At 44.5% G+C, this 16,313-nt stretch carries 17 protein-coding genes; 11 read left to right on the top strand and 6 right to left on the bottom strand.

The window, feature by feature from the left end; translation table 11 throughout:
- Nucleotides 1–69: 69 nt before the first annotated feature.
- Nucleotides 70–699: a lysoplasmalogenase gene (locus GKR48_RS08750; RefSeq protein WP_154603493.1), complete on the bottom strand. Its 630-nt coding sequence runs from the start codon at nucleotides 697–699 to the stop codon at nucleotides 70–72.
- A gap of 158 nt (nucleotides 700–857) precedes the next feature.
- Here GKR48_RS08750 and GKR48_RS08745 point away from each other — a divergent pair, with 158 nt between their 5' ends.
- The gene (locus GKR48_RS08745) at nucleotides 858–1,211 is read left to right on the top strand and encodes a DUF2500 family protein (protein WP_036956001.1); all 354 of its coding nucleotides are present in this window, start codon (nucleotides 858–860) and stop codon (nucleotides 1,209–1,211) included.
- 4 nt (nucleotides 1,212–1,215) lie between these two features.
- Here the strand turns inward: GKR48_RS08745 and GKR48_RS08740 are convergent, their stop codons facing one another.
- Together GKR48_RS08740 and rsmD are read right to left on the bottom strand one after the other, a co-directional pair.
- Complete coding sequence (locus tag GKR48_RS08740) at nucleotides 1,216–1,500, bottom strand: DUF1145 family protein (protein ID WP_036956002.1); 285 nt, start codon at nucleotides 1,498–1,500, stop codon at nucleotides 1,216–1,218.
- On the bottom strand, nucleotides 1,490–2,107 hold the full coding sequence (gene rsmD, locus GKR48_RS08735; protein ID WP_154627784.1) for a 16S rRNA (guanine(966)-N(2))-methyltransferase: 618 nt from the start codon (nucleotides 2,105–2,107) through the stop codon (nucleotides 1,490–1,492). The genes GKR48_RS08740 and rsmD overlap by 11 nt, the downstream gene beginning before the upstream one ends.
- Nucleotides 2,108–2,324: 217 nt before the next feature.
- Here rsmD and ftsY point away from each other — a divergent pair, with 217 nt between their 5' ends.
- From ftsY to rpoH, 4 genes are all read left to right on the top strand, one after another.
- A complete protein-coding gene (ftsY, locus tag GKR48_RS08730) occupies nucleotides 2,325–4,136 on the top strand; it encodes a signal recognition particle-docking protein FtsY (RefSeq protein ID WP_154627783.1) in 1,812 nt (603 codons plus the stop codon).
- Nucleotides 4,137–4,142: 6 nt separating this feature from the next.
- Nucleotides 4,143–4,808 carry a cell division ATP-binding protein FtsE gene (ftsE, locus tag GKR48_RS08725; RefSeq protein ID WP_154627782.1) on the top strand — a complete coding sequence of 222 codons (666 nt, stop codon included), beginning with the start codon at nucleotides 4,143–4,145 and terminating at the stop codon, nucleotides 4,806–4,808.
- Complete coding sequence (ftsX, locus tag GKR48_RS08720) at nucleotides 4,801–5,778, top strand: permease-like cell division protein FtsX (RefSeq protein WP_132496629.1); 978 nt, start codon at nucleotides 4,801–4,803, stop codon at nucleotides 5,776–5,778. The genes ftsE and ftsX overlap by 8 nt, the downstream gene beginning before the upstream one ends.
- A 202-nt stretch (nucleotides 5,779–5,980) precedes the next feature.
- Nucleotides 5,981–6,856, top strand: a complete 876-nt coding sequence (gene rpoH, locus GKR48_RS08715; protein WP_108478418.1) for an RNA polymerase sigma factor RpoH — start codon at nucleotides 5,981–5,983, stop codon at nucleotides 6,854–6,856.
- Between the two features lie 84 nt (nucleotides 6,857–6,940).
- On the opposite strand, the gene gloA2 is transcribed toward rpoH, so the two are convergent.
- Nucleotides 6,941–7,327, bottom strand: a complete 387-nt coding sequence (gene gloA2, locus GKR48_RS08710) for an SMU1112c/YaeR family gloxylase I-like metalloprotein (RefSeq protein ID WP_154627781.1) — start codon at nucleotides 7,325–7,327, stop codon at nucleotides 6,941–6,943.
- Nucleotides 7,324–7,740 carry an aspartate 1-decarboxylase autocleavage activator PanM gene (panM, locus tag GKR48_RS08705; RefSeq protein ID WP_154627780.1) on the bottom strand — a complete coding sequence of 139 codons (417 nt, stop codon included), beginning with the start codon at nucleotides 7,738–7,740 and terminating at the stop codon, nucleotides 7,324–7,326. Before panM ends, gloA2 begins: the two co-directional genes overlap by 4 nt.
- A gap of 390 nt (nucleotides 7,741–8,130) precedes the next feature.
- Between panM and GKR48_RS08700 the strand changes: the two genes are divergently transcribed.
- The 5 genes from GKR48_RS08700 to livF all read left to right on the top strand — a co-directional run bounded on the left by GKR48_RS08700 (nucleotide 8,131) and on the right by livF (nucleotide 13,036).
- Nucleotides 8,131–9,240, top strand: coding sequence for a branched-chain amino acid ABC transporter substrate-binding protein (locus tag GKR48_RS08700; RefSeq protein ID WP_132496626.1), 1,110 nt, complete (start codon nucleotides 8,131–8,133; stop codon nucleotides 9,238–9,240).
- Nucleotides 9,241–9,355: 115 nt separating this feature from the next.
- On the top strand, nucleotides 9,356–10,282 hold the full coding sequence (gene livH, locus GKR48_RS08695; protein ID WP_154627779.1) for a high-affinity branched-chain amino acid ABC transporter permease LivH: 927 nt from the start codon (nucleotides 9,356–9,358) through the stop codon (nucleotides 10,280–10,282).
- Nucleotides 10,279–11,547, top strand: a complete 1,269-nt coding sequence (locus tag GKR48_RS08690) for a high-affinity branched-chain amino acid ABC transporter permease LivM (protein ID WP_154627778.1) — start codon at nucleotides 10,279–10,281, stop codon at nucleotides 11,545–11,547. The genes livH and GKR48_RS08690 overlap by 4 nt, the downstream gene beginning before the upstream one ends.
- Nucleotides 11,544–12,335 (top strand): high-affinity branched-chain amino acid ABC transporter ATP-binding protein LivG, encoded by a 792-nt coding sequence (gene livG, locus GKR48_RS08685; protein ID WP_154627777.1) that lies wholly within the window; start codon nucleotides 11,544–11,546, stop codon nucleotides 12,333–12,335. The genes GKR48_RS08690 and livG overlap by 4 nt, the downstream gene beginning before the upstream one ends.
- A complete protein-coding gene (livF, locus tag GKR48_RS08680) occupies nucleotides 12,335–13,036 on the top strand; it encodes a high-affinity branched-chain amino acid ABC transporter ATP-binding protein LivF (protein ID WP_154627776.1) in 702 nt (233 codons plus the stop codon). The genes livG and livF overlap by 1 nt, the downstream gene beginning before the upstream one ends.
- A gap of 101 nt (nucleotides 13,037–13,137) precedes the next feature.
- Here livF and GKR48_RS08675 read toward each other — a convergent pair whose 3' ends face one another.
- Entirely contained in the window at nucleotides 13,138–14,070 is a 933-nt protein-coding gene (locus GKR48_RS08675; protein WP_154627775.1) for a hypothetical protein, read from the bottom strand.
- A gap of 562 nt (nucleotides 14,071–14,632) precedes the next feature.
- Between GKR48_RS08675 and hutU the strand changes: the two genes are divergently transcribed.
- On the top strand, nucleotides 14,633–16,300 hold the full coding sequence (hutU, locus tag GKR48_RS08670; RefSeq protein ID WP_154627774.1) for a urocanate hydratase: 1,668 nt from the start codon (nucleotides 14,633–14,635) through the stop codon (nucleotides 16,298–16,300).
- Nucleotides 16,301–16,313: the final 13 nt, after the last annotated feature.

Below are 16,313 nucleotides of genomic sequence, written 5' to 3'. Positions count from 1 at the left end.
AGTCAAACGAAAAAGGGGAAGCCAATTGATAAAATTCTCAAATAGCACGTTTTATCAATTGGCGGAGGATTATAAATAAATAGCGCGAACAATAAAGAACTGGCCGAGGAAGTAGAATGCTGCCACGACGGCTTTAGAGGCTTTGAATGGGAAACGGAAATGGGCAATTAACCAGATACAGTGAGATAAAAATAGCAGAGAAGCGCCCACCATAATCGAGAAATTAAACTCTCGACCTAAGCCAAAGTATTGGTCTCCAGCCACCCACATCATAATCATGCTCATAATAATAGAGGCGAAAACAACAGGCTGTTGGCTTTCCAGTTTTCCCCAAATCAGTACCAAGGTGACGGCTGCGATAGCAATAGGGACGATGAGCCAAGGCAGATACAGGCCAAAGTTGAATTGCATTCCAAAGCTAATGGTGTAGACCAGATAACTTAAGAACATCAGCCCTAAAGAAGTAAGCAAGTGCTCACTAGAAAACATTCTCGAGAGGTCAGCAACTAAGGAAAGCAGTAAACCGCCTAAAATTAGGTAGGTTTGCGCATTTAAGTCGTCAGAACTCCATCCCCAGAATAATAGGAGAAGCAAAGTGATAGGGCGGAATAACCAACGTTGCCACTCAGGGCCACGATAGGCTGCATCAACGTACAGCCAGCCAGAAAATAAAACAGCGAGGAATGGCCAACTAATCATACACATATCCTTAAGAGTTTCTGGAAAAGAGAAATCACCAAGAGCGATTAAATATAAATGAACTATACCGCGTCTCGCATAAATTGTATGGCGTTTATCTGCAATTTGAGCGATAGAGGGTATATACTTATGATAATTCTAAGCTAAATATATAAATTATGAATAAGCCAATTCTCTTAATTATTGTTCTCGCGATTATCGCCGTGTTAGCCACTAAGCGTTTTTTTGACCAAAAGAAACAGAATGAAATTAATGATAATTCATTGCCTGTCAGTCAGTTAGTGCTCGTTAAAGAGAAAAAGGATTACCCTTATCCAAATATGCGTTCCCGGGAACGCGATGTGGTATCCCCTGAAACTTTTCGCTATGAACTTTATTTTCAGACTCAAGCTTCAGGAGAAACGATTAAGGTGATCGTCAGCGAAGAGCAGTACCAAGGTGTTGAATTGGGTGCTAAAGGTAAGCTAACCCTACAAGGTACGCGATTTATTCGCTTCGAACCCTCTGAATAAACGATTATTTCTTTTTAGCGGCTTCAATAGCCGCTTTTGTTTTCTTATGCATGGCGAGCATTTCAAACACGCCAAAAAAGAAAATTTTTGTCTGCTGGAGCCCTGTTAGCTTTTGATCTTTCGGTAAGCTGGCTTTCAGGAAGATAGTCTGCAATGCATGCATAAAAATCATAAATACCATTGCGACATCCATGAAATATTTCAATGGCTTAGGGAATGGATGCACAATATTAAAGATCATAAAGCCCCAAACACAAATCATGAGCAGACGTCCGATATTAATCAGCATCTTTTTCTCCCTGCATACTTGATGAATGAACAGATTGACGAATAAACAGACGATACGCAACTTGGCCAGCGACTTTTTCACGGTGTAACTGCCAGTTTGCGGGAATGTCAGTAAGTGGTAACTCCGCTTCTGACTCTACATAAATCCAGCTTTCATCAGCTAACCACTGATTTTTTTCCAGCAGCGTGATGGTTTCTCCAAGTAGCCCTTTACGAAAAGGTGGGTCGATAAACACCACATCACAAGGCGTTCCTGCTTGGCTAAGAACGGTGAGGCTGCTGTTATTAATAACGGTCGCATTATCAGCTTCTAAGCGAACTTTGTTCTCACTAAGAAGCTTGGCATTTTGTTTATCAAGTTCAATAAACGTGACGTGCTCGGCAAAGCGAGATAAGGCTTCAAAACCTAAAGCGCCGCTACCTGCGAAGCAATCAAGACAGCGAGCATCACGGATCACTGGCATTAGCCAGTTAAAGAGCGTTTCTTTGATGCGATCAGTGGTGGGACGTAAGCCCTCACTATCGCGTACAGGCAGTTTTCGCCCACGCCACTTACCACCAATGACACGAATTTGCCCCAAGGAGGCTGTTTGTGGTTTTTTTGCCATAATATGTATAGTTGCTTAGTTCATTGAGGAATGTATAAATTATTGGGGACTATTGTAGCGCTTCGGTTTCACGGTTTTAACAGAAAAATAAGAATAAATTGTCAGGATTTTTCTTTCAGATATGTGTTGCTGCGCGATGAAATGATAGACTGCATGTAATTTTATTGCGATTTAATTTTTAAACGCCATGTTTTTACCGCGAGGAGTGTAGTGGCTGATGGCTAAAGATAAGAAAAAAGGCTTTTTCTCATGGTTGGGATTTGGTCGTAAGAATGAAGAAGAAACCCAGCAATCGGATGTCGAACTGAAAAATGATGTTGTTCATGATACTGAGCAACAGGATGCCGCCACAGCAGAAGCTGAGCGTCAACATCAGGCAGAGCTTGATGCAATTAAAGCGGCGGAAGATGAGGCTGAGCGCCAATATCAAGCTGAACAAGATGCGATTACGGCTGCTGCGGAAGAAGCAGAACGCCGGCATAAAGCGCAATTAGAGGCGATGCGCATTGCGGCAGAAAATGCAGAGCAAGAGCGCCAAGCGGCAGAAGAAAAGCGTATAGCAGAAGAAAAAGCGGCTAGAGAAGCGTTAGAAGCGCAGGCTTTACGACAAGCTGAAGAAGCCGCGGAACGCCAACATCAAATCGAGCAGGCTGCAATTAAAGCTGCCGAAGAAGAAGCTGAACGCCAGCATCAAGCTGAGTTAGCTGTTATCAAAGCCGCAGAAGAAAAAGCGGAACGTGAATACCAAGAAGCAGAAGCAGCTCGCTTGGCGGAAGAAGAAGCGGAGCGTCAACGCCAAGCTGAACTCGCTGCTATCAAAGAAGCCAAAGAAAAAGCCGAACGCGAACGCCAAGAGGCTGAAGCGGCTCGCTTAGCGGAAGAAGAAGCGGAGCGTCAACGCCAAGCTGAACTCGCTGCTATCAAAGAAGCCAAAGAAAAAGCCGAACGCGAACGCCAAGAGGCAGAAGCAGCTCGATTAGCGGAAGAAGAAGCAGCTCGTATTGCAGAAGAAGAGGCCGAGGCGGCACGTTTAGCCGAGGAAGAAGCACAAAAGCAAGCGGAAGAAGACGCTGCGAAAACTCAGCCAGTTGAGCAGGAAAAACCGAAAAAAGAAGGCTTTTTCAGCCGTCTGAAGAAAGGCTTATTAAAAACTCGTCAAAATTTAGGTTCTGGTTTCCTTGGTCTATTCAAGGGCAAAAAAATCGATGACGACCTTTTTGAAGAGCTAGAAGAGCAGTTATTAATTGCGGATGTCGGTGTTGAAACTACCCGTAAAATCATTGATAACTTAACGCAGCACGCTTCCCGTAAAGAGCTAAAAGATGCCGAAGCGTTGTACGGTAAGCTGCGTGAAGAAATGTCTGATATTTTAGCCACCGTAGACAAACCATTAGAGATCGAAGGTAAAAAACCTTATGTTATTCTGATGGTTGGTGTTAACGGTGTGGGTAAAACAACAACGATTGGTAAATTAGCACGTCAGTATCAATCAGAAGGTAAGTCCGTCATGTTGGCGGCGGGTGATACATTCCGTGCCGCGGCAGTTGAACAACTGCAAGTGTGGGGCGATCGTAACAATATTTCAGTTGTCGCTCAGCATACTGGTGCTGATCCAGCTTCCGTGATTTTTGATGCGATTCAATCTGCTCAAGCAAAAGGTGTCGATGTGTTGATCGCCGACACCGCAGGGCGCTTACAAAATAAAGCGCACTTAATGGAAGAATTGAAGAAAATTGTCCGCGTGATGAAGAAGCTTGATGAGTCAGCCCCTCATGAAATTATGTTGACCCTCGATGCGAGCACCGGACAAAATGCGGTTAGTCAGGCTAAAATTTTCAATGACGCCGTAGGTTTAACCGGTATTACACTGACAAAATTCGATGGTACAGCAAAAGGTGGCGTAATCTTTTCAATCGCCGATCAGTTCGGTATTCCAATTCGTTATATCGGGATTGGTGAAGGTATTGAAGATTTACGCCCATTTAAAGCCGATGACTTTATCGAGGCTCTATTTGCCCGAGAGGAATAATTTTCGATGATCCGCTTTGAACATGTGAGTAAAGCTTATCGCGGTGGCCGCCAAGCGCTCCAAGGGGTAGATTTCCATCTACGCCCTGGGGAAATGGCATTTTTAACGGGTCACTCAGGCGCAGGTAAAAGTACATTACTTAAACTGATTTGTGGTATTGAGCGCCCAAGTGCGGGTCATATTCTGTTTAATGGTCACGATATCAGCCGACTAAAAGACAGAGAGATCCCTTTTCTGCGCAGACAGATCGGCATGATTTTCCAAGATCACCATCTGTTATTTGACCGCACTGTTTATGACAACGTGGCGATGCCACTAATTATTTCTGGTGCAAGTAGCGAAGATATTCGCCGACGCGTGAGCGCTGCATTGGATAAAGTCGGTTTGTTGGATAAAGCGAAAAACTTCCCAATCCAACTGTCTGGTGGTGAACAGCAGCGCGTGGGTATTGCACGCGCAGTAGTGAATAAGCCAACGATGCTTCTCGCGGATGAGCCGACAGGTAACCTTGATAACGAGTTATCTGAAGGCATTATGCGTTTATTTGAAGAATTTAACCGTGTGGGTGTGACGGTATTAATGGCAACCCACGATATTGCGTTGATTGAACGCCGTAATTTGCGTGTATTGACCTTAAGCGAAGGTCGGATGCTTGGAGGTCAACATGGCTAAGAATGTCCGCAAAGCGAAGCCAGAACGTGCCATGCAATCAAAAAGCAAAGCACTCAAAGGTGGCTGGCGTGAGCAGTGGCGCTACTCTTGGTTAAATGCGCTGGCTGATATGCTACGTCAACCGCTGGCAACCTTTTTAACTGTGATGGTTATTGCCATTTCATTAGCGCTACCAAGTCTGTGTTATATCGTTTGGAAGAATGTTTCTCAAGCGGCTGAGCAGTGGTATCCGACGCCTCAGTTGACGGTCTATCTGGATAAGTCTCTCGATGAGCAAGGGGGACAAAATGTGGTGACCCAGCTTGAAGCCCTTGATGGCGTTGCCCATGTGAATTACTTATCTCGCGACCAAGCGATATCGGAATTCCGTAGCTGGTCTGGCTTTAGTACCGCATTAGATATGCTAGAAGAGAATCCACTACCAGCAGTGGCAATTATTACCCCGAAACTGGATTTTGAAGGTTCGAATGCCTTAGCTACATTGCGCGACCGTGTTAGCCAAGTTAACGGCATTGAAGAAGTTCGAATGGATGATAGCTGGTTCTCACGCCTAGCTGCATTAACTCGGTTGGTAGGGCAAGTAGCATCGGTGATTGGCATTTTGATGATTGTTTCATTGTTCTTAGTGATTGGTAATAGTGTGCGGCTAAATATTTTTGCTCGTCGCGATACCATCAATGTGATGAAGCTCATTGGTGCTACTGATGGCTTTATTATGCGCCCATTCTTAAATGGCGGGGTGGTATTAGGCGCCTTGGGTGCGGTGATCGCCCTCATTATGACATTCTTACTCGTGTGGCAGTTGTCCGATTTAGTCGCGCAAGTAGCAAGCGTATTTGGTACGCAATTCCACATTGAAGGGCTACTGTGGGAAGAGGCTCTGTTGATTATTTTAATGTCTGCAATTGTGGGCTGGGTAGCGGCATGGCTGGCAACATTACAACATTTACGCCATTTCAGACCAGAATAATTTAGTTGTTCCCATCGGTGCTAACTTATTGGCACTGATGGGAAAAATAAATTTCTGCGAACTTCTTTTCTAATTATGTGTCAGATATTGACCTGCGGTTAACTATTCTTGTATATAATTTATTTAACGCGGCTAAGCTGATAGACTACGGTTTGTCTGTATCGACTCTCTCCCATTTCAGTACAATTCATAGAGGATCTTAATGACCAAAGACATGCAATCACTAGCGCTTGTTCCACAAGGAAGTATTGAAGCTTATATGCGAGCTGCCAATGCTTACCCGATGCTGACCGCAGAGGAAGAAAAGGAACTGGCAGAAAGGCTGCATTACGATGGTGACCTCGAAGCTGCTAAGCAACTGATTTTATCCCATTTGCGCTTTGTTATTCACATCGCGCGTAGCTATGCAGGCTATGGTTTACCACAAGCTGACTTAATTCAGGAAGGCAACATCGGCCTGATGAAGGCTGTGCGTCGCTTTAATCCTGAAGTGGGTGTGCGTTTGGTGTCTTTCGCCGTGCATTGGATCAAAGCGGAAATTCATGAATACGTTTTACGTAACTGGCGTATTGTCAAAGTCGCAACAACAAAATCCCAGCGTAAGTTATTCTTTAACTTAAGAAAGAATAAAAAACGCCTTGGTTGGTTTAACCAAGAAGAGGTGGATATGGTTGCACAAGAGCTAGGCGTGAGCACCAAAGATGTGCTGGAAATGGAATCCCGTATGGCGGCGCAAGACATGGCATTTGATATGTCTGACGACGATGATAGCGGTGATTTCGGTGGCCCTGTTGCGCCGGTGCTTTTTCTCCAAGATAAGTCTTCTGATTTTGCCAATACCATTGAAGATGATAACTGGGAAAGCCATGCAACTGATCGCTTAGCAGATGCATTAGCATCATTAGATGAGCGCAGCCAAGATATCATTCGTGCTCGTTGGTTGGATGATGACAACAAAACGACGCTGCAAGAACTGGCCGACAAATATGGTGTTTCCGCTGAGCGTGTTCGCCAGCTTGAAAAGAATGCCATGAAAAAGCTGCGTCTTGCGATGGAAGATGAAGACGACGAGATGTAATGTTTCTTGCCCGTCTACGTTATCTGCATTTATTTCCTCTGATTGGAAAATAGATGCAGATAACTTATTCCTTTCCCCTAGTAATTAACGGGAATAAAGTTCTAAAGGCAGTCCATCTGGATCCGTAAAGAAGGTAAAACGCTTCTGAGTATACGGGTCGATTCTTACCCCTTCACACACCACCTGATTTTGTGCCAAATAGGCAATCCATTCTTCTATATTATCCACTTCAAACGCTAAATGACGTAACCCAGTGGCTTCAGGATAACTGAGTCTTTTGGGCGGATTGGCGAAACTAAACAGCTCAATCTGATAATGCTCTCCAAAAGCTAAATCTGCTTTCCATGAGTCATTCTCTGGACGGTAATATTCTGCGAGAAGCTGTAATCCAAGGATCTGGCAGTAAAAATCCTTACTCTTAGAAAAATCAGAGCAAATAATAGCAACGTGATGAATTTTATTAAGTTTCATACTGATGGCTCGATGTTTAGCTGCCAATGATGGGTTTCTTCGGTGGGTTGAAAACCACAGGCAACAAGAAATTTCTCCAAAGCGATTTTGTTTTGCGGTTCCACTCCCTGCAAGTCAAAGATCCAATGGCGGATTTCAGGTTGTTGACGGCAAATTTCCTGTAAAAGATACAATCCCACACCGCGACGGCGAGTGACTTCACGGACATTAAAATCACAGATAGTACCTTGTTGTTGATAAATAACCACTTTAGCAGCTGCCAATAAGCGATCGTTAAAACGCGCCCCATAAAAATGCACGCCAGACTCAAGGCTTTGTTCGAGTTGTGTTCGATTCTGGTCTAGCCAGATCTTCGATAAGTCGATGTATTGTTGCTCAGTAGGATTGACCAGAGGGATGATGGTAAGTCTCATGTTGTTTTGATCCATTTCATGGTGCATGTTGCACGCTATTCTAACAGCAGAGTGATCTGTAACCGATTTTTTAATTTCAAAGAGAAAAATTTGGTATTGATGAATTTTCCGAGTTTCCCTCGGATTAAGCCAAATTTAACTGGAATATAACACTAGCATTTACAAAAAATACACGTTTTATCATTAGTTTTTTATTCTGCAGTTGATGTAAATAGCTGTCTCATTCATTTGCTATTTAGCATAATTCTCTTGTTTAATGGTCTGAAATATATAGCCTTATTGGCCGTATTTTGAAATATCAGGCATTGAACCTGTCACCTATAATAATTGATTATAAATCAATCACAAACACTCACAATCATACACAATATTGATGGCGGGGACGCACGAATGAAGAATATTAATAAAGCATTATTAGCGGGTTGTATCGCAATGGCATTAAGTCCAGCTGGATGGGCGAAAGAGATTAAAATCGCAGTTGTCGGCGCTATGTCAGGCCCCGTTGCTCAGTATGGTGATATGGAATTTACGGGCGCTCGCCAAGCTATTGCGGATATTAATGCGAAGGGTGGAATTAACGGCGATACACTGGTTGCCGTTGAATACGACGATGCGTGTGACCCAAAACAAGCGGTTGCGGTCGCCAACAAAGTGATTAACGACGGCATCAAGCACGTCATTGGGCACCTCTGCTCTTCCTCCACTCAGCCGGCTTCAGATATTTATGAAGACGAAGGCGTTCTAATGATCACCCCAGCGGCGACCAATGCGGATTTAACCACGCGTGGCTACCAGCTTATCATGCGCACAACAGGTTTGGATTCTGACCAAGGCCCAACAGCGGCGAAATACATTATCGAAAAAATTAAACCGAAGCGCATTGCAGTCGTCCATGATAAACAGCAATACGGCGAAGGTTTGGCTCGCTCAGTACGTGAAAGTTTAAACAAAGCTGGCGTGAAAGAAGTCATGTTTGAAGGTGTCACTGCGGGTGATAAAGACTTCTCTGCACTGGTCGCTAAACTGAAAAAAGAGAACGTCGATTTTGTCTATTTCGGTGGCTACTACCCAGAAATGGGGCAAATCTTACGCCAAGCGAAACAATCAGGTCTGAACATTCGCTTTATGGGGCCTGAAGGTGTGGGTAACTCCTCACTGTCGAATATTGCAGGAGACGCCTCAGAAGGTATGTTGGTGACATTACCGAAACGTTATGACCAACTTCCAGCTAACCAATCCATCGTCGATGCGATTAAAAAGAAAAAAGAAGATCCAACAGGACCATTTGTATGGACAACTTACGCAGCAATTCAAGGCTTAACTACGGCGATGCAGCGTACAGGCAGCACGGAACCTGATGTGCTGGCGAAAGATCTGAAAGCTAACCCTGTGGATACCGTTATGGGGCAATTAAGCTGGAAGCCAAATGGTGACCTGAAAGGTTTCGAATTCGGAGTGTTTGAATGGCACAAAGACGGAACCTCTACTGCACAAGAGTAATTCTCACTTGTATTGATAATTGAGAAATGCGTATTCAGTGATGAGCTGGAAGCTTGGTAACGGGCTTCCAGCTTCTGCTCTCCATAGAGGGACAGTAGTTTGAAAGGATAATCTTATGTCAGACCAAATTCTGTATTTTATTCAGCAATTCCTCAATGGCTTAACGTTAGGAAGCACTTACGCGCTGATCGCTATCGGCTATACCATGGTGTACGGCATCATCGGGATGATCAACTTCGCCCACGGTGAAGTGTACATGATTGGTAGCTACGTTTCGTTCATTGTCATTGCGGGCTTAATGATGCTCGGTATCGATGTGGGCTGGATCCTCATTGCAGCGGCGTTTGTGGCGGCCATTGTGGTATCAAGCTCCTATGGCTGGAGTATCGAGCGCGTTGCTTACCGTCCTGTTCGTCACTCTAAGCGCCTGATTGCGCTGATCTCGGCGATCGGGATGTCCATCTTCTTACAAAACTACGTCAGTCTGTCTCAAGGATCCCGCGATCTGGCATTGCCAAGCCTGATTACTGGACAGTGGGTATTAGGTGAAAGTGATGGTTTCTCCGCTATTGTCACCAAAATGCAACTGACTATTTGGGTTGTGACCTTCCTTGCGATGCTGGCACTCACGCTATTCATCCGTTATTCCCGTATGGGGCGCGCCTGCCGTGCGTGTGCGGAAGATTTAAAAATGGCAAGTTTGCTGGGTATCAACACTGACCGCGTGATCTCTTTGACCTTCGTGATCGGTGCGACGATGGCGGCGGTTGCAGGCGTGTTATTAGGGCAATTCTACGGCGTAATTAACCCGTATATTGGCTTTATGGCGGGAATGAAAGCCTTCACCGCAGCCGTATTAGGTGGAATCGGCAGTATTCCAGGCGCAATGCTGGGCGGCTTGATCCTCGGTGTGGCGGAAGCCATGACCTCGGCGTATTTAAGCACGGAATATAAAGATGTCGTCTCATTTGGTTTATTGATTGGTGTTCTGTTGATCATGCCAACTGGCATTCTGGGTCGCCCGGAGGTCGAAAAAGTATGAGAAAAGAAAATTGGATCAGCGCCATTATTGCCTCCGTCACCTTCTTTATTTTAGCGGTATTTATGATGGGGCTAAAATTAGGTCTCGATGGCACTAAGTTGATAGTGGAATCTGGGGGAGACGTTCGTTGGAATTGGATCTTCGTCGGTATCGCCATTATCTTTGTGTATCAATTAATTCGCCCCGCGTTAAGCAAAGTGTGGCAGGGCGTGCCCAAAAAATCGTGGGCGTTACCGGATTTTGACGGCGGCTCGCTCAGACAAAAAATTATCGGGCTCGCTATCATTATTGGGGCGATTATATGGCCATTTTTAGTCTCTCGCGGTAGCGTCGATATTGCCACATTAACCTTAATCTACGTGATGCTGGGGCTCGGCTTGAACGTGGTGGTTGGGTTATCCGGATTATTGGTACTCGGCTATGCGGGCTTCTACGCTATCGGCGCCTATACCTTTGGCTTACTTAATCACTATTATGATTTCGGTTTCTGGGAAAGCTTACCGATTGCCGGCTTAACGGCGGCATTAGCAGGATTCTTGTTGGGCTTTCCAGTACTGCGCCTGCGGGGTGACTATTTGGCGATCGTCACTCTTGGGTTCGGGGAGATCGTACGTATTTTATTATTAAATAATACGGAGATCACCGGCGGCCCGAATGGGATCAGCCAGCTGCCAAAGCCGACCTTCTTTGGCTTAGAGTTTAGCCGTACTGCTAAAGAGGGTTGGGACACATTCCATAACTTCTTCGGCTTAGATTACAACCCCGGCGACCGGATCATTTTCCTCTATTTTGTCGCCTTGTTGCTGGTGGTGATCACACTGATCGTGATCAACCGCTTATTACGGATGCCATTAGGGCGAGCGTGGGAAGCGCTACGTGAAGATGAAATTGCGTGTCGATCATTAGGCTTAAGCCCGACGCGTATTAAATTAACCGCCTTTACAATCAGTGCAACATTTGCAGGGTTTGCAGGAGCGTTATTTGCTGCACGACAAGGGTTTATCAGCCCTGAATCCTTCACGTTCGCTGAGTCTGCCTTTGTATTGGCGATTGTGGTGCTTGGTGGAATGGGATCGCAAACGTCGGTGATTTTAGCTGCGATCATCTTGGTGGTATCAAGGGAGATGATGCGCGATCTGAATGAATACAGCATGTTGCTGCTGGGGGCATTGATGGTGCTGATGATGATCTGGCGTCCACAAGGCTTGTTACCAATGCAGCGCCGCCAAATGAAATTGAAAAGTGCACAAGGAGGTGGATCATGACGACGTCTATTCAGCCTTCGGCTGTACCGTTATTGCAAGTCAGTGGCTTAACCATGCGCTTTGGCGGTTTGCTAGCGGTCAACAACGTGGAACTGACGTTGAACCAAGGGGAAATCGTTTCACTGATTGGCCCCAATGGTGCAGGGAAAACCACCATATTTAACTGTTTGACTGGGTTTTATAAGCCAACGAGCGGGGCGATCCTCTATCGGGATAAGCATCTTGAAGGGCTTCCGGGTCAAGCCATTGCTCGCCTTGGGGTGATCCGTACGTTCCAGCATGTTCGCTTATTCAAAGAAATGACGGTAATTGAAAACTTATTAGTGGCTCAGCACCAACATCTGAAAAGCGGTATTTTCTCAGGCTTACTGAAAACGCCTGCATTTCGCCGAGCAGAAGCCGAAGCGGTAGATAACGCGGTGAAATGGCTAGAGCGGGTCAATCTTTCTGAATTTGCTAACCGCCAAGCGGGGAATCTGGCGTATGGTCAACAGCGTCGCCTAGAAATTGCCCGCTGTATGGTGACGCGACCTGAAATTTTGATGCTGGATGAGCCAGCGGCAGGGTTAAACCCGAAAGAAACTAACGATCTGGATGAGCTAATTGCAGAGCTGAGAACCCATCATAATGTCTCTATCTTATTGATAGAACATGATATGAAACTGGTGATGGGCATTTCTGACCGCATTTATGTGGTGAACCAAGGAACACCTCTGGCGAACGGAACACCGAACGAAATTCGCCAGCATCCGGATGTGATCAAAGCCTACTTGGGAGAAGCTTACTGATGCTGGAATTTAAACAAGTTTCCACCCATTACGGGAAAATTCAGGCGCTGCATGATGTCAGCTTAAATATCCAAAAAGGGGAAATTGTCACGCTGATTGGTGCCAATGGTGCAGGAAAAACGACGTTACTCAGTACGTTATGTGGCGACCCTCGCGCATCCTCTGGTCAGGTACTTTATCGGGGGGCGGATATTACTCAGCTACCGACACCGCAAATTATGCGTAAAGACATTGCGCTAGTGCCGGAAGGGAGGCGGGTGTTTTCCCGCATGACTGTTGAGGAAAATCTGGCTATGGGCGGTTTTTTTGCGGATCGCCATCAATATCACGAGCGTATTGAACGGGTTTATTCGTTATTTCCACGGCTGCATGAACGTCGTAGCCAGCGTTCAGGAACCATGTCCGGTGGTGAGCAGCAGATGCTAGCCATTGGACGGGCGCTGATGAGTCAGCCTGAATTACTGTTATTGGATGAACCTTCATTGGGGCTGGCACCAATTATCATTATGCAAATTTTTGACACTATTTTGCAGCTACGGGAAGAGGGGATGACCATCTTTCTGGTGGAGCAAAATGCTAACCAAGCATTGAAACTCGCTGATCGTGGGTATGTGTTAGAAAATGGGCATATTGTTCTGGAAGATAGCGGAAAAGCCTTGCTGGCGAATGAAGCGGTACGCAGTGCCTATCTTGGCGGGTAGTATTTTCGTCATAAATTTCGTCATACTTTGAGCTGTTCCGGTGTTGACCGTGAACGCTAACCCTAGTCATATACTTGTGTATGTGACTAGGGCTTAGCCGCTTACTCATCATGCGAATTATTTCTTATTAATTCTTCCATATTATTTTTTTTGATTGTAATTTTAAAATCATCTTTCTTATCATCAATAAAGTTAAAAATACCCTTGTGATTATTTAGTTTAAGATGATTTTCATTGTCTTTAGTTAGATATGTTTTTCTTTCGATTGAAATTGACAATCCCGGTAATGCACTGCCGAAATCTTCACTTGTATTTATATATTCAAATGTTTTATTTGCTGTAATAATGCAATTCCCATTTTTTGTTTCTTTAATACTAAAGGTGGTTTTCATATCCTCAATTGAACTGTTATTTTTAGATTTTTGAATATCCCCTTCCCCTATATAGTAATTTTGATTTTTATTTATTTGTTGTAAAAGTATTGTGGGATCTGCAAGAAAGCCTTGATGAGCAATTTGCGATATTAATTGTGCGTTTTTTAATCCAAATTTTGCAGTGAGAACCCTTGCATCTTTAATTTTAACTGAATTTTCTTGGCGGTATGGAGTGTGTAAGTGAGTGTTTGTTCTATTGAAATCCTTGTTGAATTTATCAGATAGGTTTCTATCAAAAGTATATCCATTACATTCATGAGTACGGCCAAGGTGAGTAGATGTGCAACTATCATTAGTGTTAGGTTTAAATCTTTCTATTTTTTTTCTCAATATAATAGCAGTTGATTTTTCATCATGAATAATTTCTTTTTTATATTTATTATTAATACTGAAGTTTTTTTTAATAAAGGCAATGTTATTTTTTATATTTAATTCACTTTTTCTATTTTTTATTGGTGATTTGAATAAATTACAAAATGATTCTAATGCATTATTTATTCGACAGACAAAGTTGGAGAATGAATTTTTATTCGATATTTTACTCTCAATAGAGGGAAGGTTTTCGGTGGAATAGGGTATGTTTTGATTAATTTTAGTCATGAAAACTCACTTATTGGTATATTTCATTTTGGGATAGGCTACCTCACGGAGAAAATAAATTATTGCATAAATAGATATTACCTATTCAGAGGTATCATGCGATGAAATGGCAGGTGATAATCTTATAAAGATAGGTTTTAGTCGTTTTAACTGTTAATTTTTCTATTCTTACGGAATGTGAAGTATCTCTCATTTCTGTTATTTGTTTGTTTCTGCATAGAAAATCAAATGTATATACAAGTTTTTGTGTAGAAACAGCACCCTAGTTATTGTTGTCTAACTTTTCTCCATCTCCCTTCTTCACTGTAGCGACAAAAATTCAAATTTCAATGTATATACTTTGTGAATTAAATGTATATATATTTAATTATCAACTAAGCAAACAGGGCAAAAAGAGTTGTTCTCAACCGTTCTTTGATTTTATTTAACTAATTGATTTTAATGTCAAGTTAAAAGATTCCCACGGTATGAGAATGATCTGGCAGCCACTAACTCAACAATGATAAATAACCGAAATTGTTAATTTTGCGTTAAACCAAGTGGATGGATAGGGGATAAAAGAATGTTAAACCGTACAGATTCAACGCGCGTGATCCGTGCCCCGCACGGTAGCCAAAAGAGCTGCAAAAGCTGGCTGACTGAAGCCGTCTACCGCATGATCCAAAATAACTTAGACCCAGATGTCGCTGAGCATCCGCAAAGCTTGGTGGTGTATGGTGGCATTGGACGTGCAGCCCGTGACTGGGAATGTTACGACAAAATTTTAGATGTCTTAAAAACCCTCGAAGACGACCAAACATTGCTGGTGCAATCCGGTAAACCTGTCGGGGTTTTCCCAACCCATGTAGACGCGCCTCGCGTTTTAATTGCTAACTCCAACATTGTTCCTCATTGGGCGAATTGGGATTATTTCAACGAATTAGATCGCAAAGGCTTGATGATGTACGGGCAGATGACTGCCGGCTCATGGATCTACATCGGTTCACAAGGGATAGTGCAAGGCACTTACGAAACTTTCGTTTCACTGGCAAAACAGCATTTTAATGGTAACCCTGCGGGGCGTTGGATCCTAACTGGCGGCCTAGGCGGTATGGGGGGGGCGCAGCCTTTAGCGGCTACTATGGCTGGTTTTAGCATGATTGCGGTTGAGTGCGATGAAAGCCGTATCGATTTTCGTTTAAGAACCCGTTACGTAGACAAAAAAGCCACTTCACTGGATGAAGCGTTGGGTTATATCGAAGAAGCCAAAGCGAACGGTAAGCCAGTCTCTGTGGGCTTATTAGGCAATGCGGCGGATGTGTATAACGAGTTAGTCAAACGCAATATCACGCCAGATTCAGTCACTGACCAAACCAGCGCCCATGACCCAGTACACGGTTATCTACCACAAGGTTGGACATTATCCCAGTGGCGTGACAAGCAACAAACTGCGCCAGCCGAAGTGACTAAAGCCGCGAAGAAAAGTATGGCGGTGCAGGTGGATGCCATGCTGCAAATGCAAAAGCGTGGCTCAGCCGCGTTCGACTACGGCAACAACATTCGCCAAATGGCCAAAGATGAAGGTGTGAATAATGCCTTTGATTTCCCAGGATTTGTGCCTGCGTATATTCGTCCACTGTTCTGCGAAGGAATTGGTCCATTCCGCTGGGTGGCACTGTCGGGTGACCCAGAAGATATCTACAAAACAGACCAAAAAGTCAAAGAACTGATCCCAGATGATAAGCATCTGCATAACTGGCTGGATATGGCGCGCGAGCGTATTGCATTCCAAGGTTTACCAGCGCGTATTTGTTGGGTAGGACTAAAAGACCGTGAAAGATTGGGGCGCGCGTTTAACGAGATGGTGAAAAGCGGGGAGCTAAAAGGCCCTATCGTCATCGGTCGTGACCATCTTGATTCTGGCTCTGTTGCCAGCCCACATCGTGAAACCGAATCCATGAAAGATGGTTCAGATGCCGTCTCTGACTGGCCATTACTCAATGCGCTGCTGAACACCGCAGGCGGGGCGACGTGGGTGAGCTTGCATCACGGCGGCGGCGTGGGAATGGGCTTCTCGCAACACGCTGGGGTGGTGATTGTGTGTGATGGCACCGATGCCGCAGATAAACGTCTTGCTCGTGTGCTGCACAACGACCCAGCAACTGGCGTCATGCGCCATGCGGATGCCGGTTATGACATCGCCATTAATTGTGCGAAGCAGCAAGGCCTTAACTTGCCAATGGTCAAGTAATGTCGAATGCCGG

Source organism: Providencia sp. wls1943 (assembly GCF_009706275.1).
Lineage (GTDB): Bacteria > Pseudomonadota > Gammaproteobacteria > Enterobacterales > Enterobacteriaceae > Providencia > Providencia zhijiangensis.
The sequence above is the reverse complement of the archived record's forward strand: the minus strand, read 5'-3'. Positions and strand labels throughout refer to the sequence as shown.

Excerpts from the sequence above, each read along its gene's own strand:
- GKR48_RS08750 (WP_154603493.1), bottom strand. The coding sequence starts at position 699 with ATGATTAGTTGGCCATTCCTCGCTGTTTTATTTTCTGGCTGGCTGTAC.
- GKR48_RS08745 (WP_036956001.1), top strand. The coding sequence starts at position 858 with ATGAATAAGCCAATTCTCTTAATTATTGTTCTCGCGATTATCGCCGTG.
- GKR48_RS08740 (WP_036956002.1), bottom strand. The coding sequence starts at position 1,500 with ATGCTGATTAATATCGGACGTCTGCTCATGATTTGTGTTTGGGGCTTT.
- rsmD (WP_154627784.1), bottom strand. The coding sequence starts at position 2,107 with ATGGCAAAAAAACCACAAACAGCCTCCTTGGGGCAAATTCGTGTCATT.
- ftsY (WP_154627783.1), top strand. The coding sequence starts at position 2,325 with ATGGCTAAAGATAAGAAAAAAGGCTTTTTCTCATGGTTGGGATTTGGT.
- ftsE (WP_154627782.1), top strand. The coding sequence starts at position 4,143 with ATGATCCGCTTTGAACATGTGAGTAAAGCTTATCGCGGTGGCCGCCAA.
- ftsX (WP_132496629.1), top strand. The coding sequence starts at position 4,801 with ATGGCTAAGAATGTCCGCAAAGCGAAGCCAGAACGTGCCATGCAATCA.
- rpoH (WP_108478418.1), top strand. The coding sequence starts at position 5,981 with ATGACCAAAGACATGCAATCACTAGCGCTTGTTCCACAAGGAAGTATT.
- gloA2 (WP_154627781.1), bottom strand. The coding sequence starts at position 7,327 with ATGAAACTTAATAAAATTCATCACGTTGCTATTATTTGCTCTGATTTT.
- panM (WP_154627780.1), bottom strand. The coding sequence starts at position 7,740 with ATGAGACTTACCATCATCCCTCTGGTCAATCCTACTGAGCAACAATAC.
- GKR48_RS08700 (WP_132496626.1), top strand. The coding sequence starts at position 8,131 with ATGAAGAATATTAATAAAGCATTATTAGCGGGTTGTATCGCAATGGCA.
- livH (WP_154627779.1), top strand. The coding sequence starts at position 9,356 with ATGTCAGACCAAATTCTGTATTTTATTCAGCAATTCCTCAATGGCTTA.
- GKR48_RS08690 (WP_154627778.1), top strand. The coding sequence starts at position 10,279 with ATGAGAAAAGAAAATTGGATCAGCGCCATTATTGCCTCCGTCACCTTC.
- livG (WP_154627777.1), top strand. The coding sequence starts at position 11,544 with ATGACGACGTCTATTCAGCCTTCGGCTGTACCGTTATTGCAAGTCAGT.
- livF (WP_154627776.1), top strand. The coding sequence starts at position 12,335 with ATGCTGGAATTTAAACAAGTTTCCACCCATTACGGGAAAATTCAGGCG.
- GKR48_RS08675 (WP_154627775.1), bottom strand. The coding sequence starts at position 14,070 with ATGACTAAAATTAATCAAAACATACCCTATTCCACCGAAAACCTTCCC.
- hutU (WP_154627774.1), top strand. The coding sequence starts at position 14,633 with ATGTTAAACCGTACAGATTCAACGCGCGTGATCCGTGCCCCGCACGGT.